Raw genomic sequence first — 24,849 nt, forward strand, 5'->3', positions numbered from 1 at the left:
TCGTCCTTCCAAAGGAACCGCCCATTGCTAAGGGCGTGATGAGAAAATAGCGTCTCATGGCGGCAAAAATAATCGCTGCAAATCCGTTTGGGTTGTTCTATCATTTAGAACAATGAACCGTGTGCAACTCTCCCAGCTGGCCGTTCTCGCCGCCGTTGCCGAAGGCCGCAGCTTCCGCAAGGCTGCGGCGGAACTCGCCATCGCACCCTCCGCCGTCAGCCATGCGGTATCGTCGCTTGAGGCAAGCCTTGGCCTGCGTCTGCTTCATCGTACCACCCGCAGCGTTTCGCCGACAGAGGAGGGAAGGCGGCTTCTCGAAACACTGGGGCCGGCACTTGCGGATATCGACACGGTCATCGAGACACTTGCCGAGCATGGCGGAAGACCGGCTGGCCCCTTGCGTATCACCCTGCCGCGGCTTGCCGCCGAGGACCTCATCGTGCCCCGGCTGGGCGAGTTCCTGCGGCTCTATCCCGATATTTCACTCGAAATCTCCACGGATGATCGCTTCGAAGATATCGTCGCGAAAGGTTTCGATGCGGGCCTGCGGCTCGGGGAGCATCTCGATGCGGATATGGTTGCGGTGAAAGCGAGCGGTGCATGGCGCGGTGCGATTGTTGGCGCGCCCTCCTATTTCGCAGAGAATCCACCGCCGGAAGATCCAAGGGATCTCATCCGGCATCGCTGCATTCGCCGGCGTTTCGCCAGCGGCCTTATCTATCGCTGGGAACTGGAGAAGAACGGCAAGCCACTGGTGGTGGATGTGCAGGGGCCGCTGATCCTGTCGGACCAGAGCCTCATTCGCCGGGCGGCCATCGACGGGGCAGGGCTTGCCTTCGTTTTCGAGCAGCGTGTCGAGGATGACATCAGGGAGGGCAGGCTTGTCCGTGTGCTGGAGGACTGGTGCGCGCCGTTTGACGGTTTTTACATCTATTATCCCTCGCGCCGGCAGATGAGGCCGGCGCTGAGGGCTTTCGTGGATTTCTTCCGCTTCAGGGGGTGATCAGAATTTGATGCGATAGCGGATGTGACCATCGCTTTTCACGTAGCTGTCGTAGAGCTTCTGGGCGCGGTGGTTGTTTTCGTCTGTGTTCCAGTAGAGCCGTGACCAGCCTTTTTCAGCGCAGATGGCGATGAGGTCGTCCATCAACGCGCGGCCCGTTCCCTTGCCGCGGATCGCGCCGTCCACGAACAGGTCCTCAAGGTAGCAGTCGGGCGTCTTCACCCAGGTGGAGTCGTGATAATGATGGATGGCGAAGCCCGCCATCCTGTCGCCGAGAAGAGCAACGCGCATGGAAACGCGTGACGCCGGATCGAGGATACGTGCCCACGTATGGTCCGTCACCTCCTCGGCAAGCTGCACCTCATAGAAGGCGAGATAGTCATTCCACAGGCGCAGCCATTCCGCCCGGTCAGCCGGCTGCGCATCGCGAATTGCAAGATCCATGTTACGCGCCCGCCTTGTCGAGCAGCGTCATCATCTCATCCGTCAGCTTCAGATCGACGGCGCGCTTGAAGCTCTCGAGTTGCGACAGGCTGGTGGCGCTGGCGATCGGCGCCGTCACGGCCTTCTTCCGCAACAGCCAAGCGAGCGCGATATCGGCAAGCTTGGCCCCGGTTTCCACGGCAACCGCATCCATGGCGCCCAGAACGGCAAGGCCGCGCGTGTTGACATATTCACCCACGCGGTAGCTGCGGGCCACGCCTTCCGTATCGGCCTTGGCGCGATATTTCCCGGTGAGGAACCCCGCCGCGAGGCTGTAATAATTGATGACGCCAATTTCCTGGGCGACGCAAAGATCGGCAAGCGGACCTTCGAAATCCGCGCGGTTGTAGAGATTATATTCCGGCTGCAGCACGTCATAACGGGGCAGATCGTTTTTCGCAGCCGTATCCAGTGCTTCCTGAAGCTGGCTCGCCGAATAGTTGGAGCAGCCGATGGCGCGGATTTTTCCCTGTTCCTTCAGCTTTGCGAAGGCGGCAAGCGTCTCCTCCAGCGGCACGTCCGCATCCGGCTTATGGGCGAGATAAAGGTCGATATAGTCGGTTTGCAGCCGCTTCAGCGAGGCCTCGACAGCTTCTGCGATCCATTTGGCGCTGAGGCCGGTCTTCTGGCCGCGATTGTCAAAGCCGACCTTGGTGACGATCACCGCATCTTCGCGCTTGACGCTCGACTGTTTCAGCCATTTGCCGATGATGGCCTCGGACTCGCCGCCCTCATGCCCGTCCACCCAGGCGGAATAAACGTCTGCCGTGTCGATGGCGTTGAACCCGGCGTCGAAAAATGCATCGAGCAGGGCAAAGGAAGTCTTTTCGTCCGCTGTCCAGCCGAACACGTTGCCGCCGAAGACGATCGGGGCGATGGAGAGGCCGGTGCGGCCAAGGCTTCGTTTTTCCACGGGAAATGCTCCTGTTGCTGTCTTTGCGGCAAGGTTAGCAACTGCTTGCCGGCATAACCATTCAATTCCTTTGATGGCATTCATCAGGCAAAAGGCAAAAGCGGCTGAGATCAGGCCTGAAGGCCGCGATAGTGGCTGGGCGGGAGGCGATTGTGCTGTTGCCACACGCGCCGCAAATGCCGGGCGGAGGCAAAGCCTGCCCTCTCGGCGATTGCTTCCATATCGAGACGGCTGTTGGCAAGAATGTCTCGGGCGAGATTGACCCGCATCAGGTTGACGTAGTCGATGACGCTGATGCCGGTATGCTCGCGAAACAGGCGGGACAGATGCCTTTCGCTGAGTGCTGCAATATCGGCCAGCCGCTCCAGCGACCAGTCTCGGGCCGGCTCGGCCATCACCCGGTCCTGAACCCGGTGAATGGCGGGGTGAATGTGGTTGCGGCCGGTAAGCCAGGGGGAGATTTGCGGATCATTGCCGCTGCGCCTGAGATAAACGACCATTGTTTTGGCAATGCGCGCCGCGACCGCCGGGGATGTCAGCCGGGAAACCACATGCAGCATGAGGTCGATGCCGGTGGAAATACCGGCACTTGAAAAGCGGTTGTCATCCTCAACGAAAAGGCGGTTTTCGGCCACCTGGGAGAGGGGCGCGATGCGGCGTAGCGCTTCGACGCAATCGGCATGCGTTGTACAGTTCCGCCCGTCGAAAAGCCCGGCCTCGCCAGCCAGCAGTGCGCCGGAGCAAATGGAGACGACCGTGGTGTCGGCGCGCACCGTGCGGCGCAGCCATGCCGCCAGCCCCTGCCGCTCGCGGCGTGTCTCCGGCTCGTTGTCGAAGCGCGAAGTGCTGCCGGAAACCACCAGGAACGCATTTTCCGGCAGGCTCTCGGGAAGGCTTTCCAACCCGCAAAGCCCAAGGCCGATGGAGGATTGCTGTTGGTCATGCGCGGCGATGTAGCGGCAGTCGAAATGGATATTCTTCTGTTCCCCGTTGGCATAACGGATCACTTCCAGCGGACCCGCAATGTCCAGCAGCAGCGCATGCGGCGGCACAAGCGTATAAAAGGGGATGATGCGTGTGCCGCCTTTCTCCATCAGGCCGCCTCTTTCGCGCCTGCCAGCACTCCATCGACGGTCGTGATCCGGGCGAAGCGGCCGGCGAGCACCAGTTCCGTCCGTTTACGGATATCGTCCGGGCTGAATACGGTGCCGGAAGCATGCGTCATCGGAAAGGTGAGCGTCGCCTCGGTAACGTAATCGACGCTGTAGCCGAGGTCCGAAGCGTGCCGGGTCGTGGTTTCGCAGCATTGTTCGGTGCGGATGCCGGAGACGATCAGCCGGTTGATGCCCTTCTGCGTCAGCCAGATTTCGAGGCCGGTGCCGGCAAAAGCGGAGTGACGGTTCTTGTGGAAGGTGACATCAGGGCTGATCCGTACACCTTCCAGCGCGCGGATGTAACCGCTTTCCTTTGCGAAGGCCCGGTCGCCATCGACGTGGAAGATCTGCACGACGGGAATTCCCGCCGCCTTGGCGCCGTCGATCAGTGCCTGCTGCTTTTCCAGATAGGCAGCCAGTCCGCTTTCTTCGAAATAGGGCGCATGCCGGAAGGATTCCTGAACATCGATGACAAGAAGGGCCGTCTGAGAAGAGGACATTTTGTGGTTCTCCATTGGGTTCATGCATAGCATAATTCACCCAATACAGATGGGGGAAAAGCAGGCAAACCGACAAAGGCAGGACAAATCCGGCCACCACTATCGCAGCCATGTCTCGCGTGGCTTGCCAGACTGCCCGACAATGATAAGTTTCGCAGACATTGCAGAGTGGGAGAACGGGATGCTGCGCTTCGGAATAGTTTCAACGGCGAAAATCGCTCAGGATCAGGTCATCCCGGCGATACAGGATGCGAAGAACTGCGTGGTCACGGCCATCGCCAGTCGCGATCACGCCAAGGCCCGTACGGTTGCCGACCGTTTTTCAGCTCCCCATGCCTTCGGCTCCTATGAAGAGATGCTGGCATCGGATGTGATCGATGCCGTCTATATTCCGCTTCCCACCGCGCAACATGTGGAATGGACGATCAAGGCGGCCGATGCCGGCAAGCATGTTCTCTGCGAAAAGCCGATTGCCCTGAAGGCCGAGGAGATCGACGCCCTCATCGCCGCGCGGGATCGCAACGGCGTTGTCATATCGGAGGCCTTCATGGTCACCTACTCCCCGGTCTGGGCGAAGGTAAAGGAATTGCTGGCCTCGGGCGCGATCGGAACGCTGAAACACGTGCAGGGCGCTTTCAGCTACTTCAATCGCGATCCCGGCAATATGCGCAATATTCCCGAACTGGGCGGTGGGGCCTTGCCGGATATTGGCGTTTACCCGACCATCGTCACCCGCTTTGCCACGGGTGCCGAGCCGAAGCGCGTCCAGGCGAGCGTCGAGCGCGACAAGGATTTCGGCACGGATATCTATTCCAGCGTCAGGGCCGATTTCGGTGGTTTCGAACTGAGCTTCTATCTGGCGACCCAGCTTGCCGCCCGCCAGCTGATGGTTTTCCACGGCACAGACGGGTACATCGAGGTCAAATCTCCCTTCAACGCCAATCGCTGGGGTGCGGAAGAGATCGAATTGACCAATCAGGTCCATAACCAGTCGCAGATCTTCCGGTTTCAGGACAGCCGCCAATATAAGCTGCAAGCAGAGGCTTTCGCCCGCGCGGCAAAGGGCGAAGGCGAAGTCGTCACGCTGGAAAATTCGCGGAAGAACCAGCTTTTCATCGACGCCATCTACCGGGCGGGCAAGAAGGATGGTTGGGAAACGGTTTAGTCGCTATCCACACCCTGCTTCTGCAGCCGCCTGTACCCGTAAAGTGCCAGTACCAATGCTGCGAGCGCCGAAAAGGCAAGCGGGAAGAGTGGCTGTACCAGCGGGTTGCGCCATTGCAGCAGTGCGAAAAGCCCGACGCTGACGATGCGGGACGTGAGTGTGACGGTATTCGTCAGAAATCCGCTCACCTTGCCGGATTGATCGCCCTTCGACCGGTTCATCTGCCAGCTCACTGCGAGCCCTGCCGCAGCGCCGGGCAGCCGGGCGGCAAGCGGGTCGATATCGATGTAAAAAATCAGCAGAGAGGTGACGGCAAGGTCAACGGCCAGTCCGTAAATCTCGGTCAGCGCAAAGTGGGAAAGCCTCAAGGCGGCCAGCTGTTAAAGCGTCGGCTGAGTGGAGCGGGGGCGCTGCAGCACCAGAAGGCTGATAACGACACCCACGACGCCGAAATTGTATCCGGCAAGGGCCAGCAGAAGCGACGTCAGAGGTACGGCCGTAGAAGAAATCATCATTGCGACACCATAGGCGCCAATAATCATCATGCAGATGAAGATGATGCTGAAGACCGAACGCAACGCAACTGCGGTTACGCCGAGCACTGTGGCGGTAAGAAAAATCATGATGCCGCCTCCTCTTTGGTTGCCGGGCTTGGGACAAGACGTAACGTCTTCTTCCCTAACGAACCCTTGTTTTCTCCTCCGTTCCCTATTTTCCTAACTCGTTAGTTGAGGATATGGTTTCATCGCCGTTAAAATAGGGCAGGCCCGTACCGGCATTTCCGAATCGACGGGTTTTGGTTACAAACAGCCATGAGCGATATCTTCTCCCATGCCGCATTGAGCAATCTTGCCGAGTTCTCGGTGTCCGAACTGTCGGGTTCCATCAAGCGAACGGTGGAAACGGCTTTCGATCAGGTGCGGGTGCGTGGCGAGATTTCTGGCTATCGCGGCCCACATTCGTCGGGTCACGCCTATTTTTCGCTGAAGGATGATCGCGCCCGCATCGATGCGGTGATCTGGAAAGGCACGTTTTCGCGGCTGAAGTTCCGCCCGGAAGAGGGCATGGAAGTCATCGCCACCGGCAAGGTGACCACCTTCCCCGGCTCGTCGAAATATCAGATCGTCATAGAAAGCCTGGAGCCGGCCGGCGCCGGCGCGCTGATGGCGCTTCTCGAAGATCGCCGCCGACGTCTGGCGGCGGAGGGGCTGTTCGATCCGGAGCGCAAGCGCCGTCTGCCCTTCATGCCGCATGTCATCGGCGTCGTCACCTCGCCGACGGGCGCTGTCATTCGCGATATTCTTCACCGTATTTCGGATCGTTTTCCGGTCCACGTCGTCGTCTGGCCGGTCAAGGTGCAGGGTGAAGGCTCGGGCGAGGAAGTGGCGAACGCCATTCGCGGTTTCAATGCGCTTCAGCCGGGTGGGGAAATTGCGCGGCCCGATGTGCTGATCGTCGCGCGTGGTGGCGGCAGTCTGGAGGATCTCTGGAGCTTCAACGACGAAATCGTCGTGCGCGCCGCTGCCGAAAGCGAAATCCCGCTGATTTCCGCCGTGGGGCATGAAACCGATACGACATTGATCGACTACGCCGCCGATGTGCGTGCGCCGACACCGACTGGGGCTGCCGAAATGGCCGTGCCGGTTCGTGCCGAGCTGGAAGCGCAGCTCTCAGGCCTCGCTGCGCGCCTTTCCGGCTCGGTCTCGCGGCAGATGGACAATCGCCGCCAGGGCCTGCGGGCACTGGTACGGGCGCTGCCTTCACTGGACCAGCTTCTGGCCCTGCCGCGCCGCCGCTTCGACGAGGCCGCAGGCGGTCTCGGTCGCGGGCTTGAAATGACGACGCTCAACAAACGCCGTGCCTTCGAACGTTCCGCTTCGGGTCTGAGGCCGGAAACTTTGCTGAATGGTCTCAAGCACCACAGGCAGCGGATTACCGAGCGCATGCACCGCGCCGAAACCCTGGTGGAGCGCCGCCTGTTGCAGGGGAAAGGCCGCGTCGATGCCTTCGATTCCTCGCTGCGTTCGCTTCCCGCCCGCCTGCTCGGCCAGCTGGAGCGACAGAAGGAACGGGTCGTTACCGCAGCGCGCCGGGCCGATACCGCCGTGCTTCATCGTATGGCGCAGAACCGCTCGGGCCTTGCCGCGCATAATCGCGTTTTGGAATCGCTGTCCTACAAGAACGTGTTGAAACGCGGCTATGCCGTTATCCGCGACGAGGAAAACCGGCCATTGACCCGCGCCGCCGCCATTGCTTCCGGCGCTGTGGTGTCGATGGAGTTTGCCGATGGCCGCGTTTCCGCCATCACGACGGGAGAGGGGACACCGTCTACGGAAGCTGTCGCCATGCAAAAAAAGAAGCCGGCAAAACCGGCTTCCTCTGGTCCGAGCGATCAGGGCGACCTGTTCTGATCAGATCGACGCCGCATCCGAAAAACGGCGGCTGACGGTGAAGCTCTTTTCGATATCGGGATGCAGCTCCATGCCGAGGCCGGCACCCGGCGGCACGGTGATCATGCCGTTTTTCACTTCCGGCAATGCGGTGACGAGATCGCGATACCAGGTCTTGTAGAAGGCGCGCACGCTTTCCTGCACCAGTGCATTCGGCGCGTTGAGCGACAGGTGCGTGGAGGCGCAGAGGACCACCGGGCCGGTGCAATCATGCGGCGCGACGGGCAGATGCCAGGCTTCCGCCATCGAGGCGATCTTGCGCGCCTCGGAAAGCCCGCCGCACCAGCTGATGTCAAGCATCACCACGCCGGCGGCACCCGTTTCCAAGAGATCGCGGAAAGCCCAGCGGGAACCCAGCGTTTCCGATGCGGAAATCGGGGCCGGCGAAACGGCGGCATAACGCGTCAGGCTGGAAAGGCTGTCCATCTTGATCGGGTCTTCATGCCAGAAGGTCTGGTAGGGGGTGAGCGCCTTGGCAATCTGCATGGCGGGCAGAAGCTGCCACATGGAGTGAAACTCCACCATGATATCCATCTTGTCGCCCACGGCCTTGCGGATTTTTTCGAAAGGCTCGAGCGCGCTTTTCAGGTCCGGCATCGAGATATATTGCCCGCGCGTCTTTTCCGCCGCCGCATCGAAAGGCCAGATCTTCATGGCCGTGATGCCGTCTTCCAGAAGCGAATGGGCAAGCTCGTCGGCCCTATGCAGGAAGCCGTTCAGGTCGTCATAATCCTTGCCGCCGGAGAGGCCATAATTTGCCGTCTGCTGGCCGGTGGCCTTCTTGATGTATTCCGTGCCCGCGCAGGTATTGTAGGTGCGGATTTCCTTACGGCTGAAACCGCCAAGGAGCTGGGCGATCGGCTGGTTGGTGGCCTTGCCGAAAATATCCCACAGCGCGATATCGAAGGCCGAATTGCCGCGCACTTCCGCGCCCGATGAACGGAAGCCGAGATAACCGACGAGGTCCTGTGCCAGAAGGTCGATCTGCAAAGGATCGCGACCGATCACACGGGGTGCGATATATTCGTGCACATAGGTTTCCACCGTCTCGGCGCCGTAGAAGGTTTCGCCAAGCCCGGTAATGCCCTCATCGGTGTGAACCAGAACCCAGAGCAGGTTTGCCCGTTCCGCCACGCGGACGGTCTCGAGTTTCGTAATTTTCATGAAGTGTCTCCTCCAGAGGCAGGTCGTGTTCCGTCTGGAACTGCGTTGAAAAATCAGGCGATGCCGGCGGCCAGAAGCGCGTGCACGCTTTCATCGAAATGCCGCGCCATCAGTGTCGAGGCCGTTTGCGGGTCGCCCGCCGCAATGGCCTGTCCGATGGCGACGTGAAGTTCACCAGCGGCATGGCGCTGCGCGTCGGATGTGCGGCTCTTCCAGCCGATCGGCCAGGTCTGGCGTGTCACATTCTGGAAGGCGCCGAGAATGAGCTCGAAAACCGGGTTCTTGGAGGCTCTGGCAACGGCAAGGTGAAAGGCAAGGTCATGCTCCATCACCTTGTCATTGTCGCCGAAATCCCGCTCCATATTATTGGCATGGTCGAGAATGGTGAGCGCTTCCGCATCCGTTCGCCGCAATGCCGCGAGCGTCACGGTTCTGACTTCGATGGTGCGGCGCACATCGTAAATCTGCTGGATGTTGATCTGCTCGGTGTGAATGCCGTGTTCGAACATCAGTGACATCGCACCATGATCCAGCGTCGCCACCGTGGCGCGCTTGCCGGCGCTGACATCGATCAGCCGCATGGCCGACAGCGACCGGAAGGCCTCGCGAACGACGGTGCGCGAAACGCCAAGCTGCTGCGACAGCGAAAGTTCGCTCGGCAGTTTCGCACCGGGGGCAAGTTCATTTTCCCGGATGTGACGGGTTATCGCGCCGATCGTGCTGCTGACGAGACCGGTTTCATGGGAAATGGCGTTATACATTTTTCCTCCAACCTGTAGTACAGGTTTATGGAAAATTGCTTACAGGATTTTTTTAAAGGAAACAAGCGCGATTGCGGCCCAGAACGCAGTGCAAGCCTATTCTTCGAAGTCCCGCAAAAACCGTTTCAAAAGCCGGTTCAGCGTGGTTCGTTCCTCTTCGCTGAGGGGGGCGACCAGCCGTTGCTGGTTTTCGACATGGGCGCTGACGGCGTCCTCGACAATCGCAAATCCCCGCTCCGTCAGGGATATCAACACGCTGCGCCGGTCCTGCGGATTGTGGACGCGCTCCACCAGTCCGGCTTTTTCCAGCTGGTCGATCCGGTTGGTCATGGTGCCGGAGCTCACCATTGTCATGGCCAGCAGGTCGCCGGGAGAAAGCCGGTAGGGTGATCCCGCACGCCGCAATGTGGCCAGCACGTCGAAGGCGGAGGAGGAGAGGCCGTGTTTCAACAGCACCGCCTCCACCTCGCGACCGAGATGTGTGGTGAGCCGGTTCAGGCGCCCGAGCAGCCCCATGGGGCCGACATCGAGATCGGGCCGCTCCCTGCGCCATTGCGCAAGAATGTGATCGACGTGATCAAGTGGTTCTTTGCTCATGACAAAGGCATAGCAATTGATATCTTGACGTCAAGATAAAATTGATTAGACTGCATTTATCTTGATATAGAGATTCTTGAAATGAAGAAAAATACCACCTATGCCGCCGACGTGCTGGTGACTGCACTTGCCCCCGCCATCTGGGGAAGCACCTATTTCGTCACGACCGAATTTCTGCCGCAGGGATATCCATTCCATGTTGCCATGCTGCGCGCGTTGCCGGCCGGTATCCTGCTGCTGCTTCTCGCCCGAAAGCTCCCGCAAGGCGTCTGGTGGCCGCGCAGCTTCGTTCTCGGCGCGCTGAATTTCTCATTTTTCTGGGCGATGCTTTTCGTTTCTGCCTACCGGCTACCCGGTGGAGTCGCGGCGACGGTAGGCGCGGTCCAGCCCCTGATCGTGATTGGCCTCTCCCGGCTGTTTCTCACCACGCCGGTTCGACCGCTCGCCATCGCCGCCGGTCTTTTGGGCATTATGGGTGTCGCGCTTCTGGTATTGGCGCCGGGTGCAGCGCTCGATAGTGTCGGCGTGGCCGCGGGTCTTGCCGGTGCCGTATCCATGGCCTTTGGAACCGTGCTGACCCGCAAATGGCGGCCGCCGGTTTCGAACCTCACCTTCACCGCCTGGCAATTGACGGCCGGTGGCATCCTGCTTCTGCCGGTCGCATATTTCCTCGAACCGGCGCTGCCTGCACCGACCACGGCCAATATTCTCGGCATGGCCTATCTGGGTCTTATCGGTGCCGCCTTGACCTATTTTCTGTGGTTTCGCGGCCTCGCCCGCATCGAGCCCTCCGCTGCCGCGTCGCTCGGTTTTCTAAGTCCGGTCGTTGCAACCCTGCTCGGTTGGCTGGCGCTTGGCCAAAGCCTCACGCCAGCGCAGATCGCCGGGTTTGTTGCGGTGCTTTTCAGCATCTGGCTCAGTCAGCGCAGCCAGCTGCCGCGATAGGCCTTGTCAGGCCCATTCGCCCTTGCGCATCACTGGAACCGTGGAGCCATCCGGCTTCACGCCATCAATATCCACCTTGTCGGAACCGATCATCCAGTCGATGTGGATCAGGCTGGAATTGCCGCCCTGCGCCTTGATCTGATCCTGCGACAGCGAAGCGCCATCGAGGAAGCATTTCGAATAGCATTGTCCGAGCGCAATGTGGCAGGAGGCATTTTCGTCGAACAGCGTGTTGTAAAACAGTATGCCGCTCGCCGAGATCGGTGACGAATGCGGCACCAGCGCCACTTCGCCAAGACGACGCGCACCCTCATCGGTATCCAGCACCTTGTTCAGCACCGCTTCGCCCTTCGAAGCCTTTGCTTCCACGATGCGGCCGGCTTCGAACTTCACCTGGATATCGTCGATCAGCGTTCCCTGATGCGAAAGCGGTTTGGTGCTGGACACGTATCCATCCACGCGCAGCGCATGCGGGGTTGTGAACACTTCTTCCGTCGGGATATTCGGGTTGCAGGTCACGCCGTTCTTGGCGGTGGAGGCGCCCCCATGCCATTCGTGGCCGTCCGCCAGGCCGATTTTCACATCCGTGCCGGGACCGGTGAAATGCAGCGATGCGAAGCGTTCACCGTTCAGCCATGCCGAACGTTTGGCGAGATTGGCGTTATGCTCCGCCCACGCCGCGACCGGATCGGCCAGATCCACCCGCGAGGCGGCGAAGATGGCGTCGGCAAGTCTGCGCACCGCTTCGTCTTCCGTCACATCAGGAAAGACCTGCTTTGCCCAGGAGGGGTTGGGATAGGAAATGATGTTCCAGTTGATATCGAAATTGGAAATCTTCTCCAGCGCCGGCTTGTAGGCGGTAGAGTTGGCCTTGTTGGCGCGCGCCACCTTGGCGGGGTCCTGCTCGGCCAGCAGCATCGGGTTGTCGCCGGCAATCGCCAGCCGCGCTGCCCCATTGGCATAGGCCTTCGCCATGCCCTCATAAAGCCAGCCGGAAGCCCGGTCGAAATTGGTGTCACTGGCGTGGCGATAACGCGAAAGCGTGGTTTCCTCGTCGGAATAGAAGGTGGTGACCAGTCCACCGCCGGCAAGATAAGCGTGTTTTGTCAAAAGCCGAACCAGCGGCAGCGCTGCCAGCGGAGCAGTGATCACCAGATCCTGATCCTTCTGCAATTGCAGGCCGACCTTGACGGCGACTTCGGCCAGTTTTTCGAGTTTGACGGGATCGATGGGGGAAACGGTCATGATCTGCCTTCGTCTATTTCAATCAGAGGCGCCGACCATAGCCCATTCCTTCCGAAAGCCAAATGCTTTCAAAAGCCGCAATAAAGCTTCAGTCGGCCACCAGCGGGGCGACAATGGCCTTTAGTGCCGTCTGGGCGTCGCGGGGTGAAAGCCGCACCTGCAAGCCACGCTGTCCGCCATTCATATACACATAATCATGCGCCATGGCCTGCTCCTCAATGGCCGTCGGCACCTGTTTCTTCTGTCCGAAAGGGCTGATACCGCCCACGTGATAACCCGTTGCCCGCTCCGCATCGGCAGGCTTCATCATGCTGGCGGACTTTCCCCCGAAAGCGGCGGCGAGCTTTTTCATGCTCACCTCGCGATCGGAGGGAACGACGACGCAGACCGGCTTGCCATCCAGCTCCGCCATCAGTGTTTTCAACACCAGATGCGGCGGCTCGCCGATAGCTTCTGCCGCCTGCAGGCCGATCCGATCGGCATTCGGGTCATAGTCATAGGTAACTGTGGTGAAGGTCACGCCGGCCTTGGCCAGCATCTGCGTAGCGCGGGTTGTCCTGGACATGGCGGGCCGAGCTCACGCAAAAAGGGTCTGGTAGGTTTCCGGTTTGAAACCGACGGTAATTTTCTCTTTGGCCTCCAGCACCGGACGCTTGATCATGGAGGGCTGCTCCAGCATCAGCCCGATAGCCTTTTCGCGGTCAAGATCGGCCTTCTGGCCATCATCCAGTTTTTTGAAGGTGGTGCCGGCCCGGTTGAGAACCGTTTCCCAGCCGGCAGCATCGCACCATGTCTCGAGATGGGCCCGGTCGATACCCGCCGTCTTGTAGTCACGGAAAGAATAATCGACACCGTTGGCTTCCAGCCAAGTTCTGGCCTTTTTCATCGTGTCGCAGTTCTTGATACCGTAGATCGTGACCGTCATATCATCCGCCTCTTTATCTTGGACTTTCGGCATAACAAAAAATACGCCCTGTTCAACCCGTTGCCTGAGGCAGCGAATTCAAGCCATGCAAAAATGCAGCATCTGACATTCAAACGAGCGCGAGCAAAGCTGCATGGCTTCCCTGCTACATCATGAGTTGTAGAAGAGGCCATAAATGCCCATTATCTGGGCATCAAAGATGGAGAGAAAAATGCGTCAGGTTGCAAAGACATCGCGTAACTTCTTCGGCGAAACTTTCGCCGTTCTCGGTGCAGCACTTTCGGTTTCGGCCGCTGTTCGCGCGCACCGCAAGCCGGCCCGCGCCGACCTCGAAGCCCTTGGCATCGACGGCAAGGCTTTCGACAAGGTTCAGCTCTAAGCTGGTTATCGTTCGCAGCGAGGCGAAACAGCCTCGCTCGTGCATGGGCTCCGGTGGGCGTTACCGCGCCACGAGCTTTCGATTGGCCCGTTTTCTGGGACCGATCACTTTTTCAGGTAAGGGCAGCTGGCTTTCAGGCGGCTCGTAACGATCGGCTTTCGCCGAAAGAGCGAAGCGTCCGAGCGAATCGTGCCGTGTTTCGCCATTGTGGCTGAAAACCAGCTCGAAATTGCCAGCCAGCCAGCTATAGGGTTTTCCAGCCGGCATCGGCTCTATCTTCCCGCAGCCATAAATCATGGTGATATGCGGAGTAAAAGATGACGCCGGGATATAGGGAAGATTTGCCCGCCAAAGCGCGCGCTGCAACATCTTCACCAGAGCGTCAATCTCCGGCATCTCACGGCTGCTTCGCAACACCAGGCTATTTCGATTGCCGAAAAGCGAACTTCCGTCCAGCGTAATCGGAACGGGCCGTGCCCTGACTTCTCCCAATGCCGCCTTCAGCCTGCTTAGCAAGCCCTGCGGGATGGTATCGAAACATCCGATACACATCAGCGTTATATGCAGAAGCTCTGCGGGATAGGCCTCACGCAGCGTGCGCCCTTCGGCATGGTGCGATGCATCGGCATAAATTCTCTCCGCCAGAGCTGGCGGCGGCTTTAAGACCAGCAAAAGCTTGCTGAGAAATCGTGGGTTGAAACGCCGTATTTTCTGCGGCTCCAGCCCATCAAAATAGAGCTGCCTTAAAGCCCCTCCATCCGTCAACTCGAAACCCATGACGATGCTCCACAGCCTTATGCCAAGGCCGGAAACCTATCATTGTACGGTAACGAAATAAAGAACAAATAAAGAACAAAAGGCGGAATTGCTCCGCCTTTGTCTTATTCCCACTCGATCGTGCCGGGCGGCTTGCTGGTCACGTCGTAGACGACACGGTTGATGCCACGCACTTCGTTGATGATGCGGGTTGCCGCGCGGCCGAGGAAATTCATGTCGTAGGGATAGAAATCCGCCGTCATGCCATCCACCGAGGTCACAGCGCGCAGCGCGCAGACGAAGTCATAGGTGCGGTAATCGCCCATGACACCGACGGTCTGCACCGGCAGGAGCACGGCAAAAGCCTGCCAGATGGTATCGTAGAGACCAGCCTTGCGGATTTCATCGAGATAGATCGCATCCGCCTTGCGCAGAATATCAAGCTTCTCGCGGGTGATCGCACCGGGGCAGCGGATCGCCAGACCCGGACCGGGGAAGGGGTGGCGCCCGATAAAGCTTTCCGGCAGACCGAGTTCGCGGCCAAGCGCACGCACCTCATCCTTGAAGAGCTCGCGCAGCGGCTCCACCAGCTGCATGTTCATGCGTTCGGGAAGACCGCCGACATTGTGGTGGCTCTTGATGGTGACGGAGGGGCCGCCGGAGAAGGAAACGCTTTCGATGACATCAGGATAAAGCGTGCCCTGCGCCAGGAAATTCGGTGCGCCCTTGCCGTCTGCGGCGATCTTGGCAGCTTCTGCCTCGAAGACCTCGATGAACAGGCGGCCGATGGTCTTGCGTTTCACTTCCGGGTCGGAAACGCCTGAGAGTTCGCCGAGGAACAGATCGGCGGCATCCACATGCACCAGCGGAATATTGTAATGGTCTCGGAACATGCCGACGACCTGTTCGCTTTCGCCCATCCGCATCAGGCCGTGGTCCACGTAGACGCAGGTCAGCTGGTCGCCGATCGCCTCATGGATGAGGATTGCGGCAACGGAGGAATCGACGCCGCCCGACAATGCGCAGAGCACGCGTCCCGTGCCGACCTGATCGCGGATCTTGCGGATCATTTCGGCACGATAGGCCGCCATCGTCCAGTCGGATTTGAGGCCAACGATCTTGTGCACGAAGTTGGAGAGCAGCTTGCCGCCATCAGGCGTATGCACCACTTCCGGGTGGAACATGGTGGTGTAATAGTGGCGCTTCTCGTCGGCAGCGATGGCGAAGGGCGCGTTCTCCGAGGTTGCGATGACCTCGAAACCTTCCGGCAGCTTCGTCACGCGGTCGCCGTGGCTCATCCAGACGGGATAGCTCTTGCCCTGTTCCCAGAAACCTTCGAAAAGCGGGCTTGCCTTCTTGATGTCGATATCGGCGCGGCCGAATTCAGCCGCATGGCCACCCTCGACGACGCCACCGAGCTGGGTGCAGAGCGTCTGCTGGCCGTAGCAGATGCCGAGGATCGGAACCTTGCTGTCGAACACCGCCTGCGGCGCGCGCGGGCTTCCTTCCGCCGTCACGGATGCGGGGCCGCCGGAGAAGATCACGCCCTTGGGCTGGAGCTTCTCAAACGCCTCTGCGGCATTCTGGAACGGATGGATTTCGCAATAGACCCCGGCTTCGCGGATGCGGCGCGCAATCAGCTGCGTCACCTGGCTGCCGAAATCGATGATGAGAATGCTGTCGGGATGGGCTATCTGGGTCATGGCGAGCCTTTAAAGAAAATGGCGGCTTTAGGCAACCCGGAAGCGGGTGTCAAACAGCGGAAATTTGCGAAAATCGCAAGGTTTCAAAGGGCAATCACACCGTCTTCGATGGCGCGGCAAAGCCGGTCGACGGCGTCTGCGAGCTTTTCATCGATGATGTGCAGGTATTCTGTCCAGTCGTCCACATGGTTCACATCGGCCTTGCCATCGGAAATACCGCGCAGGCTGACGAGCGGCACGCCGAAGCGCTGGCAGGCGCGGAGCACGGCATAGGTTTCCATTTCCACCATGTCGGCGTCGATCGCCCCATAGGCCGCGCCGGAGACGACATTGGCGCCCGTGGAAAGCCGCGCCTCGGCAATATCGGGTATGCGCAGGGGCAAGGCCACCTCGGCCGGCAGATCGAGAAACGGGGTGCGGCCCTTTTCGAACCCGAAGGCGGAGGCATCCATGTCGCGATAGGAAACCGAAGTCGCCTGATAGATGCCCGTCTGGTCCAATGTTCGCGAGCCGGCGGAGCCGAGCGAAACGACAAGGTCAGGCAGATGGTCCGCCGCATCGAGCCCGGCAAGAATTGCCGTGACCGAAATCGCCGCCTCGACCGGGCCGACGCCGGTCATCAACGGTGCGATGCGCGCCTGCAGGTGGGGGCCATATTCAGCGGAGGCCGCCATGACGAAAAGAATGGATTTGTCCGCAACATGCGAAAGCCGGTAGCTCATCCGGTAATATCCTCACGACCTTTCACCACCATCATCGTCCCCGTCATGGAGGCGATCAGCTTTGCCGGGCCGTCCGAAAGCGCATAGGCGCGGCCATCGGCCACGATCAGGTTGTTGCCAGGCTTGATGATTTCGCCACGAAACAGGAACCGCTCGCCGCGCCCGGGCGACATGAGATTGACCTTGAACTCGATGGTCAGCAGCGAAGCTTCCGGCTCGATGATCGTATAGGCGGCATAGGTGCAGGCCGTGTCCAGACCGGCGGCGATGACACCGGCATGCAATATGCCGTGCTGCTGGGTCAGCTTTTCATGAAAGGGCAGCTCGATTTCCACCAGCCGGTGTTCGATGCGGCTTATCTGCGCATCGATTGCCTGCACGACACCCTGTCGCGCAAAGCTTCTTTCTATCCGCTGACGAAAATCGCCGGGATCAGTGATCTCCATGGCCTACCTGCCTGCTTTTAGTCCCCATCGCAAACTGACATGGCGCGTGGCAGCGGGCAAGGCAAGGGTTGCGCAGGCAAAATTTAGTTCAGCCAGTCGATACTCGCGTTCAGCATCGTGGCAAAGGCGACCCAAAGCGCATAGGGCACGAACAGCCACATCGATATCCTGTCACGACTATAGGTGAGCGTGATGAAGGCGACGATGCAGATCAGCATCGGAATGATGACGACAAGCGCGCCTGTTGGGCTTTGCATGCCGAAAAACATCGGCGACCACAGGAAATTCAGCACCATCTGCGTGAACCAGAGACGCATGCGCGTCCCCATCGGTTTGCGGATCCACGTCCGCGCGCCGGCGATGCCGATCATCACGTAAAGCGTCGTCCAGACAGGGCCAAAGATCCAGTTGGGCGGATTGAAGAATGGTTTCTGCAGCGATTGATACCATTCGCCCGGCACATTGTTGACGCCGATCAGCGCCCCAATGGCAACAACTGCAACCACGAAAACAATGTACACGGTAAGGTTTTTCATGACGCATCCAATGCGCCGGCCGGACTTTTGTTCCCGTGGCTTTTCAGTATTTTAGCCGGAAATTCGCACGATGTGCTGGTCCCATGCCACGTCGCTGCGAATGGCTTCGAAAAATCCGTCATAGGAAGAAACCGCAATGCCGCTTGCGGCAGGCGCGACGCCCGCTGCCTCCCGCACCGTCATCTCGGATACGACACGGCCGGTTTTTGCATCCAGGGTCACGGCGGCGTTGCCGTTGGGCGAGGTGAGGCCCACCAGACCGTCACGTCGGTTGACGGCGATGGCCCCGACATAATTGGCAAGGCGCACCGTCGTTTCCTCCGGCAGATCGACGAAGACAAGCTCCTCGCCCTTCGAGAAATGGCCGACAAGCGGCGGGAGATCGTTGCGCGGTCCCTCATATTGGCAGGCAAACCAGACGCGTCCATCGTCGCCAAGATCAACATGGCGGGTGGAGAGCTGCCGCAACCGATCCGGCATCGCGTGTTTCTGGATCAACTGGCCGCTTGCGGCGTCCAGAAGTACGAGGGACGGCTGCATGCTGTCGGTATTGAGTTTGGTGCGGCCGAAATCCGGGTGGGTTTCGATGCCGCCATTGGCGATCACGATCAGCTTTCCGTCATCGCTCACAGTCATGTCATGGGTGCCGATGCCGTGCGCGTCGTATTCACCGATGCGGGCAAATCCGTTGCGGGCATCGTAGAGCCCGATAACGCCGCGATTGCCATCGAAGTCGTTTTCGCTGGCGTAGAGGATCGCGCCATCGGGCGAGAATTGCCCGTGGCCGTAGAAGTGGCGGTTTTCCGGCGTGTGCATCACGACAGGCTCACGACGCCGCACGGGGTCGAAGGCCATGAAGAAGGTGCCGGGCCGGCGCGCAAAGGCCACCGTCATGCCGGTCGCATGGCTCGTCGCCATTCCATGGGCGCGGGCGGGAAGGGCAACGCGGTCGATGATCTCGCCGCGCTCGCTCACAGTCGCAATGCCGTAGGAACCGTCACGGGCGCGAAAGGCGGAAGCGAAGACGGCATCGGCGCGTTCGAGCGCATGCAGCGAGCCGGGAGCGAGCGTCGCAAGGAACGGAATGCCCGCAGCCTTGATGAAGCTGCGCCGGTCTATCAGCATCCGCTTTTCGCCTGTTGTCATCTGCTAGTCTCCGTCGGCGAAGGAAAAGCCGGAGCTGAGACCGATGGCGCCGCCATATTGGTCGTTGAGGCGATAGATGAGGTCCTTGCCGTTGAGCAGCAGATAATCCACCTTGGCGCGCTGCTGATCGTCGTCGAGCGCCTTTTCCACATCGGTATCGATTGTTCCCGCGATGCGGATCATTGATTTGGCGATGAAATCGATGGAATTGACGATGGAACGCTGGTCCGGTGGCACGAGCTCGACCATATCCGCCGTGTGCAGAAGGGTCTGAACTGCCTTGATGTTTTCGGCAATGCTTTTCCAGGTCAGGCCGGACCGCCAGTAAATGGCCGTGCGGGGAAATTTCGCCTTGTCCGGCCCCTTGTAGAAGGTCTCGATGCGCTGGTCGCGGATCGCTTCGGAGCCGTGGACGAGAATGCCGAGCAGTGCAACCAGCGCTTCGCGCTCGTCGCGAAAGACGGGGTTGTCCGCGCCCGGCTGCGTCCAGTTTTTCTGCGCGCCATCAGGTGCGTTCCAGCTGTCGGAAAACTCCGCTGCCAGATTGGCGACGTTGCCGGCAATCGCTGCGCCGTAGCGGCAACGGAAATCACCCTTCTTGTCGAGAAGCTCATCGGCACCCGTGCCGTAAAGTACGAATTCCAGTGCGCCGAGGCCCTGTGCTGCGACACTCTTGCCTTTCAGGCTGTCGGCGCTGGTGACGCTCTCATCTTTCTCCGCAAGGTAGCGCTGCACCTGTTTCAGGCCGAGACCCTTCTTGTCGGGGTAATAGAGCACGCGTTCGAAACGGTTATGTTCGATCACCGGGCCGACGCGCACGATCTCGATGGTGGACCAGCTGGAGACCGTCTCGGCGAAGGCCGTCTTGGCCGCCTCATCCGCTGTTTTGGAAGGGGCGGCGCAGAGGGCCTTCATGCTGTCTTCCAGCTTCTCTGCCGATTGGCGAAAGCGGTCATAGCCGGGGCGGATGAAGCCGTTCACTGCTTTTTCCATCACGCCCCGCACCTGCGCCGGATCAAGCGGCGGCGGCGGCATCAGTTCCACATCCTGCGCGCCCGCAGGCTGCATGGTCAAAAGCAGCAGCACGGAGAAGAGGCCGGAAATTTTTCGCATGGCATTTTTCATCAAAGGGACTCCAGAAAAGCCAGCAAAGCCTGCCGGTCGGATTTTTGCAAGGCGGCGAAGGCGTCGCGCGCTTTTTGTGCTTCGCCGCCATGCCATAATATCGCTTCCGTCAGGCTGCGCGCCCGGCCGTCATGCAGGTAAAAATTGTTGCCGTTCACCCGTTGCGTCAGGCCGATACCCCAGAGCGGCTGGGTTCGCCATTCCTGTCCGCTTGCTTCGCCCACCTGCTGGCCGTCGGCAAGCTCCTCTCCCATGTCATGCAGCAGAAAATCCGAATAGGGCCAGATCAGCTGGGAAGCATGCATAGGGTCGCTCGCATCACGGCTCGTGACGAATTTCGGGGTGTGACACGATGCGCAGCCGGATGTGTAGAAAAGCTGCTTTCCCTGCAAAACGGTGGGATCACCCACATTACGGCGCTGCGGCACAGCGAGGTTCTCGGTGTAGAAGGTCACGAGATCAAGGACAGGGTCCGGGGCCTCCACTGGCCCGAGCCTTGGCTGTACGCCGGTCGGCATGGCAAGACAGTCCTTCTGGGCGTCGGTGCAATCGCCATAGGCGTTCGGAGCATCCGGTGTGGAAATGCCGATATCGTGGGAGAAGGCGCTTGCGCTCTGGTCTCGGACGCTCGCGTTCTGGGCTTTCCAGCCAAACCGTCCCAGCTTCACCTCGCCGGTGCGATGGTCCCGCACGAAGGCCGGGCGGCCGGAAATGCCATCGCCATTTTTGTCGTCCGGATCGGCGTTAGCCAGAATATCGGCCTCGGCAATAGCCTCGATCAGCCCAAGCCCGACGGTGGGCATGGCAATTCGCGCCGAAAGCGTCGTATCGGCGCCCAGAGGGCCATAGTGCAGGCCTGCCACGGCATAGTCGGGCCTGCGCAGCATCACCACCTCGCCATCGGAAAGCCGCACAGGCTTTTCGACATAGGTGACGACCGGCTTGCCTTCTGCGGCGAGGCCGGGAATGGCCAGGGTCTGAAGCTGCCGGCCATAGGTCTCGTCGGGAAAATTCAGCACCTCGTGACGCGCAATCGCCGCCCGTTCCGCCTCGTTGCGGGCCGGCCGGGCCAGCCGCAGAAACAGGGAGACGGCGTCTTCCCCGGCAAGCGGCGGGCGGCCTCTGCCGTCCTTCACATGGCACGTCTGGCAGGACCGGGCATTATAAAGTGGTCCGAGCCCGTCCGAGGCCTGTGTGGACGAGGGGGAGGAGACCCAGAGCTTCTGGAACAGCGCATTGCCGAGCTTGAAATCCAGTTTCCGCTCGAACGGCATGGTGGCGGAGGGATGTGAAAACGCGCCGCTATCGGCCTTGCTGGTGCTGGTCGTCGCCCCGCCGGACATGGCCTCGAAGGGCTCCGGCGCGGTAAAATCCGTCGTCGGTGCGGTCATGATCTGGCGGCCGCTCCAGTCTTCCTCCGTCAGCTCGTCACGCGCCGGTTCGGCAAGCGTCATCGATGCCACAAGGCAGGCTGCCCCGGTGAAGAAGAACGGCTTACGGATCGGCGGCAGTAAAAATCGCATGGGCGTAACGGGCCGCAGCAATCTGCGGCCCGCCTTGGCACTTACTTGGAAACGGCTGTCGGATTGTCGAGGCTGTCGGACCCTTCAAGCTCGATCTTGCCGAGATCGAGCGCGGCGATGACACGTTCGACGGTCTTCGTCTGGTCGATGAGACCATCGATGGCCGCCTGAACCACGGCGTTGCCTTCCTTGTTGCCCTCGCCGATCATCTGGTCATAGGCCTCGACGGTCTGGCCACGCTTTTCCATTGCGTGCATGGCGTCGAGCGTCTTGTTCAGCTTCGCCGTCATTTCATCGTTCAGCGCCTTGTCCTTGGCGCCCACCAGTTCCGCAAGCGATGCACCCGTCATCTTTGTGCCGTCCACGCGGGTATAGTTGCCGGTATAGGCGGACGCGATGCCGATGGCGTCGTTGAGATGCGAATTATAGGTGTTGTCGGAAAAGCAATCATGCTCCTCTTCCGGATCGTGCAGCAGAAGGCCGAGCTTCATGCGTTCGCCTGCCAGCTCACCATAGGAGAGCGAGCCCATGCCGGTGAGAATGGCAGTGAGGCCTGCTTTCGGGTCGGCTTCCACGGTTTTCGCAGCTTCGCCTTCCGGCGCCCAGGCATCCACCATCTCCTGAAGATCCTTGATCAGCAGGGTTGAGGCGGATTTCAGGTAATCGGCGCGGCGGTCGCAATTGCCGTTCGTGCATTTCGCCTTGTCATAATCGGTATAGGGGCGGTTGCCCGCGCCCGGTCCGGTGCCGTTCAGGTCCTGGCCCCAGAGCAGGAACTCGATAGCGTGGTAACCGGTGGTCACATTGGCTTCGACATCGCCCGCCTCGTGCAGGCTTTCGATCAGTTCAGGGGTGATCTTGGAGGCATCGACCTCTTCGCCGCTGATCTTGATCTTCGGATTGGCGATGATGTTAGCGACATAAAGCTCGTTCTCGTCGCTTTCCGTGCCATAGGAGGCGTCGACATAATCGATCAGGCCTTCATCCAGCGGCCAGGCGTTGACCTTGCCTTCCCAGGCGTCAACGACAGGGTTGCCGAAACGATAGACTTCCGACTGCTGGTAGGGAACGCGCGCCTTGATCCAGGCTTCCCGGGCGGCTTTCAGCGTGTCCTCGCTCGGCGTTGCGATCAGCGCATCGATCGCCTTGTCCAGCGCCTTCGCCGTGGTGAGCGAGTCCTCGTATTTCGCGTGAGCGACATCGGCATAATGCTTGACCACAGCGGCGGCGTCGGTCGCGGCGCGAGCGGGAAGTGCTGTGAAAGCCGCCGATGCGGCCAGAAGCGCGAAAGACGCGCTGAGAATTGTTTTGCGGATCATGATCCCTCTCCTTGGGGCAGGCATGAAATGACTTCACGCCGCGGCAAGCGAGTTCTGACCCAATCACAAACTTGTGTCAAACATTCTAGTTTAGAATGCTTTGAAACAAGGCCGGTTGGTATTTTCGAAGTAAAATCAGCGCGTGCAAAACCTGTTTTACGGTTTGCGTTTCATCAAGCAGAAGAAGAAACCGTCCGTATCTGTGGTTGCAGGCGTCAGCGTCACTGTCTTTCCATCGGAGGAATGCGGTTTTCTGGCATTGTCGCCGAAAGTCGTCTGCCAGCGTTGCAACGCGGAACCGATGGAGAATTCCGTATTCTCCTCGCAGAACCGCCTGACCTGCTGTTCGTTTTCTTCGGGCAGAACCGAACAGGTGACATAAAGCAGCTCGCCGCCCGGGCGCACAAAACCCTTTGCCTGCGAAAGCGCTTCGCCCTGCTGCTGCACGCGCTCTTCAAGATTGCGAGCCGTCAACCGCCATTTGGTGTCAGGACGCCGGCGCCATGTGCCGGTACCGGTGCAGGGTGCATCCACCAGAACACGGTCGAATTTCTCATGGAAAGGGACTAAACCGGCTGCGCGGTCATGAACCTGCACATTGCGCGTGCCGGCGCGCTTCAGCCGCTCGATGATCGGCGCGAGCCGCTTGCGGTCGGCGTCGAAGGCGTGAACCTGACCCTTATTGTTCATGCTGGCGGCCATGGCCAGCGTCTTGCCGCCGCCACCGGCGCAATAATCGAGGATCTGTTCGCCCTCATGCGCGCCAGCAAGGTCGGCAACAATCTGCGATCCCTCGTCCTGCACCTCGAACCATCCCTTTTGAAAGGAAAGTTCGGCGGTCACATTCGGCAGACGGGAAGGGCCTTCACCGGCGGGGATACGGACACCCTGACGGGCGATCTGCGTGGCTTCCGCACCGCTTTCTTCCAGCGCCTTCAGCACCTTGTCGCGGGTCGCTTTCAGGGTGTTGGCACGGAGGTCAAGGGTCGGCCGCTCGTTCAGCGCCTGCGCCTCGGCGAGCCAGCGCTCTCCGAAGGCCGTTTCAAAGGAAGCCTGTACCCATTCGGGTATGTCGCCCTGAATATGAGCCGGTGCGTCGGAGAGAGAGCGGGAGAGAAAGGCTTGCTGCCTTTGTTCGTCTGGTGCGGCCGGGGCGAATTTATCGCCATCAAATTCCGCCGCCAGGTCCGAAAAGCTTTTGCCCCATTGACGCAGCAACACGGCATAGGCAAGCGAGGCGGCGCTGTCGTCATCCATCAGCCAGGCGTGCGACAGTTTCATGCGCAACGCGTCATAGACGATGTTGCCGATCGCGGCTCTATCACCGGACCCGGCAAAACGATGCGCAAGCCCCCAGTCCTTCAATGCATCGGCGACGGGACGCCTGCGCCCCTCAATATCCGCCAATACTTCGATCGCTCCGGCCAAACGCCCGCCCAAACGCATTGTCTACCTCATTTTGCTGATAAGCCCGGTTGGTAGACGCGAATGGCGGCGAGGGCAAGGCTCAATCGGCCTTGACGATCTCGTAGCAGACCTTGGCGGTGCCGGAGCTGATCATGCCGATGTTCTTGGCGGCCGCCTTGGAAAGATCGAGAACGCGGCCCTTGATGAACGGACCGCGGTCGTTGATGCGCACCACCACGGCCTTGCCGTTGCGGGCATTCGTCACCTTGACCTTGGTGCCGAACCGCAGCGAGCGGTGGGCTGCGGTCAGGTTGGCGGCGTTCATGCGCTCGCCAGAAGCAGTCTTGGAGGTCAACGCATACCACGATGCGCCTCCACAACCATTTGCCGCATTCGCCTGAAGAGGCGCGATGATGGAACAGGCGGCTATAGTTGCAGCGGTGAAAGTTATACGACGGATATTCAACAAACTGTGCTTCCCT

Annotated in this window: 28 protein-coding genes; 5 read left to right on the top strand and 23 right to left on the bottom strand. The window is 60.0% G+C overall.

Annotated elements, in window-relative coordinates:
• The first annotated feature begins 112 nt into the window (after positions 1-112).
• On the top strand, positions 113-1,003 hold the full coding sequence (locus OK142_RS18545) for a LysR family transcriptional regulator (protein WP_498684495.1): 891 nt from the start codon (positions 113-115) through the stop codon (positions 1,001-1,003).
• On the opposite strand, the gene OK142_RS18550 is transcribed toward OK142_RS18545, so the two are convergent.
• The 4 genes from OK142_RS18550 to OK142_RS18565 form a co-directional block, all read right to left on the bottom strand.
• Positions 1,004-1,447, bottom strand: a complete 444-nt coding sequence (locus OK142_RS18550) for a GNAT family N-acetyltransferase (RefSeq protein ID WP_003493370.1) — start codon at positions 1,445-1,447, stop codon at positions 1,004-1,006. It lies immediately after the preceding gene.
• A 1-nt stretch (position 1,448) separates the two neighbouring features.
• Positions 1,449-2,399 carry an aldo/keto reductase gene (locus tag OK142_RS18555; RefSeq protein ID WP_003493372.1) on the bottom strand — a complete coding sequence of 317 codons (951 nt, stop codon included), beginning with the start codon at positions 2,397-2,399 and terminating at the stop codon, positions 1,449-1,451.
• Positions 2,400-2,509: 110 nt separating this feature from the next.
• Positions 2,510-3,493 carry a GlxA family transcriptional regulator gene (locus tag OK142_RS18560; RefSeq protein ID WP_498684497.1) on the bottom strand — a complete coding sequence of 328 codons (984 nt, stop codon included), beginning with the start codon at positions 3,491-3,493 and terminating at the stop codon, positions 2,510-2,512.
• Positions 3,493-4,053, bottom strand: coding sequence for a cysteine hydrolase family protein (locus tag OK142_RS18565; RefSeq protein WP_498684499.1), 561 nt, complete (start codon positions 4,051-4,053; stop codon positions 3,493-3,495). The genes OK142_RS18560 and OK142_RS18565 overlap by 1 nt, the downstream gene beginning before the upstream one ends.
• A 181-nt stretch (positions 4,054-4,234) precedes the next feature.
• On the opposite strand from OK142_RS18565, the gene OK142_RS18570 reads away from it, so the two are divergent.
• The gene (locus OK142_RS18570) at positions 4,235-5,218 is read left to right on the top strand and encodes a Gfo/Idh/MocA family protein (RefSeq protein WP_498684501.1); all 984 of its coding nucleotides are present in this window, start codon (positions 4,235-4,237) and stop codon (positions 5,216-5,218) included.
• Here the strand turns inward: OK142_RS18570 and OK142_RS18575 are convergent.
• Together OK142_RS18575 and OK142_RS18580 are read right to left on the bottom strand one after the other, a co-directional pair.
• On the bottom strand, positions 5,215-5,586 hold the full coding sequence (locus tag OK142_RS18575) for a GtrA domain-containing protein (protein WP_498684503.1): 372 nt from the start codon (positions 5,584-5,586) through the stop codon (positions 5,215-5,217). The genes OK142_RS18570 and OK142_RS18575 overlap by 4 nt on opposite strands.
• Positions 5,587-5,598: 12 nt before the next feature.
• Complete coding sequence (locus OK142_RS18580) at positions 5,599-5,841, bottom strand: hypothetical protein (protein WP_035241478.1); 243 nt, start codon at positions 5,839-5,841, stop codon at positions 5,599-5,601.
• 189 nt (positions 5,842-6,030) lie between these two features.
• Between OK142_RS18580 and xseA the strand changes: the two genes are divergently transcribed.
• Positions 6,031-7,629 (top strand): exodeoxyribonuclease VII large subunit, encoded by a 1,599-nt coding sequence (gene xseA / locus OK142_RS18585; RefSeq protein ID WP_313615436.1) that lies wholly within the window; start codon positions 6,031-6,033, stop codon positions 7,627-7,629.
• On the opposite strand, the gene OK142_RS18590 is transcribed toward xseA, so the two are convergent.
• The 3 genes from OK142_RS18590 to OK142_RS18600 all read right to left on the bottom strand — a co-directional run bounded on the left by OK142_RS18590 (position 7,630) and on the right by OK142_RS18600 (position 10,190).
• Positions 7,630-8,832, bottom strand: coding sequence for a mandelate racemase/muconate lactonizing enzyme family protein (locus OK142_RS18590; protein WP_035219350.1), 1,203 nt, complete (start codon positions 8,830-8,832; stop codon positions 7,630-7,632).
• Positions 8,833-8,885: 53 nt separating this feature from the next.
• The gene (locus tag OK142_RS18595) at positions 8,886-9,593 is read right to left on the bottom strand and encodes a FadR/GntR family transcriptional regulator (RefSeq protein WP_035219349.1); all 708 of its coding nucleotides are present in this window, start codon (positions 9,591-9,593) and stop codon (positions 8,886-8,888) included.
• 96 nt (positions 9,594-9,689) lie between these two features.
• Positions 9,690-10,190 (bottom strand): MarR family winged helix-turn-helix transcriptional regulator, encoded by a 501-nt coding sequence (locus tag OK142_RS18600; RefSeq protein ID WP_498684511.1) that lies wholly within the window; start codon positions 10,188-10,190, stop codon positions 9,690-9,692.
• Between the two features lie 81 nt (positions 10,191-10,271).
• Between OK142_RS18600 and pecM the strand changes: the two genes are divergently transcribed.
• Positions 10,272-11,135, top strand: coding sequence for a 4-hydroxybenzaldehyde efflux transporter PecM (gene pecM / locus OK142_RS18605; protein ID WP_498684513.1), 864 nt, complete (start codon positions 10,272-10,274; stop codon positions 11,133-11,135).
• Between the two features lie 6 nt (positions 11,136-11,141).
• Here the strand turns inward: pecM and OK142_RS18610 are convergent, their stop codons facing one another.
• The 3 genes from OK142_RS18610 to OK142_RS18620 all read right to left on the bottom strand — a co-directional run bounded on the left by OK142_RS18610 (position 11,142) and on the right by OK142_RS18620 (position 13,305).
• On the bottom strand, positions 11,142-12,380 hold the full coding sequence (locus tag OK142_RS18610) for an aminopeptidase (RefSeq protein ID WP_498684515.1): 1,239 nt from the start codon (positions 12,378-12,380) through the stop codon (positions 11,142-11,144).
• A gap of 88 nt (positions 12,381-12,468) precedes the next feature.
• A complete protein-coding gene (gene ybaK, locus OK142_RS18615; protein ID WP_498684518.1) occupies positions 12,469-12,945 on the bottom strand; it encodes a Cys-tRNA(Pro) deacylase in 477 nt (158 codons plus the stop codon).
• 12 nt (positions 12,946-12,957) lie between these two features.
• On the bottom strand, positions 12,958-13,305 hold the full coding sequence (locus OK142_RS18620) for an ArsC family reductase (protein WP_498684519.1): 348 nt from the start codon (positions 13,303-13,305) through the stop codon (positions 12,958-12,960).
• A 211-nt stretch (positions 13,306-13,516) separates the two neighbouring features.
• Between OK142_RS18620 and OK142_RS18625 the strand changes: the two genes are divergently transcribed.
• Entirely contained in the window at positions 13,517-13,684 is a 168-nt protein-coding gene (locus OK142_RS18625) for a hypothetical protein (protein ID WP_003503889.1), read from the top strand.
• A gap of 60 nt (positions 13,685-13,744) precedes the next feature.
• On the opposite strand, the gene OK142_RS18630 is transcribed toward OK142_RS18625, so the two are convergent.
• From OK142_RS18630 to OK142_RS18680, 11 genes are all read right to left on the bottom strand, one after another.
• The gene (locus OK142_RS18630; protein WP_216330562.1) at positions 13,745-14,461 is read right to left on the bottom strand and encodes a 2'-5' RNA ligase family protein; all 717 of its coding nucleotides are present in this window, start codon (positions 14,459-14,461) and stop codon (positions 13,745-13,747) included.
• Between the two features lie 104 nt (positions 14,462-14,565).
• A complete protein-coding gene (gene guaA, locus OK142_RS18635; RefSeq protein WP_498684522.1) occupies positions 14,566-16,143 on the bottom strand; it encodes a glutamine-hydrolyzing GMP synthase in 1,578 nt (525 codons plus the stop codon).
• An 83-nt stretch (positions 16,144-16,226) separates the two neighbouring features.
• Positions 16,227-16,865: a 5'-methylthioadenosine/S-adenosylhomocysteine nucleosidase gene (locus OK142_RS18640; protein WP_498684524.1), complete on the bottom strand. Its 639-nt coding sequence runs from the start codon at positions 16,863-16,865 to the stop codon at positions 16,227-16,229.
• Positions 16,862-17,311: a PaaI family thioesterase gene (locus OK142_RS18645; protein WP_003493408.1), complete on the bottom strand. Its 450-nt coding sequence runs from the start codon at positions 17,309-17,311 to the stop codon at positions 16,862-16,864. The genes OK142_RS18640 and OK142_RS18645 overlap by 4 nt, the downstream gene beginning before the upstream one ends.
• Positions 17,312-17,394: 83 nt before the next feature.
• The gene (locus OK142_RS18650; RefSeq protein ID WP_498684526.1) at positions 17,395-17,847 is read right to left on the bottom strand and encodes a TspO/MBR family protein; all 453 of its coding nucleotides are present in this window, start codon (positions 17,845-17,847) and stop codon (positions 17,395-17,397) included.
• Positions 17,848-17,898: 51 nt separating this feature from the next.
• The gene (locus OK142_RS18655; RefSeq protein ID WP_498684528.1) at positions 17,899-18,993 is read right to left on the bottom strand and encodes a DUF1513 domain-containing protein; all 1,095 of its coding nucleotides are present in this window, start codon (positions 18,991-18,993) and stop codon (positions 17,899-17,901) included.
• A gap of 3 nt (positions 18,994-18,996) precedes the next feature.
• A complete protein-coding gene (locus OK142_RS18660) occupies positions 18,997-20,118 on the bottom strand; it encodes an imelysin family protein (protein WP_498684530.1) in 1,122 nt (373 codons plus the stop codon).
• A complete protein-coding gene (locus OK142_RS18665) occupies positions 20,118-21,641 on the bottom strand; it encodes a di-heme oxidoreductase family protein (RefSeq protein ID WP_498684533.1) in 1,524 nt (507 codons plus the stop codon). Before OK142_RS18665 ends, OK142_RS18660 begins: the two co-directional genes overlap by 1 nt.
• A gap of 41 nt (positions 21,642-21,682) precedes the next feature.
• On the bottom strand, positions 21,683-22,960 hold the full coding sequence (locus OK142_RS18670) for an imelysin family protein (RefSeq protein ID WP_082183539.1): 1,278 nt from the start codon (positions 22,958-22,960) through the stop codon (positions 21,683-21,685).
• 156 nt (positions 22,961-23,116) lie between these two features.
• Entirely contained in the window at positions 23,117-24,406 is a 1,290-nt protein-coding gene (locus tag OK142_RS18675; protein WP_498684536.1) for an RsmB/NOP family class I SAM-dependent RNA methyltransferase, read from the bottom strand.
• 61 nt (positions 24,407-24,467) lie between these two features.
• Positions 24,468-24,836, bottom strand: coding sequence for a septal ring lytic transglycosylase RlpA family protein (locus OK142_RS18680; RefSeq protein WP_035219318.1), 369 nt, complete (start codon positions 24,834-24,836; stop codon positions 24,468-24,470).
• Positions 24,837-24,849: the final 13 nt, after the last annotated feature.

The organism is Agrobacterium sp. BT-220-3 (assembly GCF_025910175.1).
Classification (GTDB): Bacteria; Pseudomonadota; Alphaproteobacteria; order Rhizobiales; family Rhizobiaceae; genus Agrobacterium; species Agrobacterium oryzihabitans.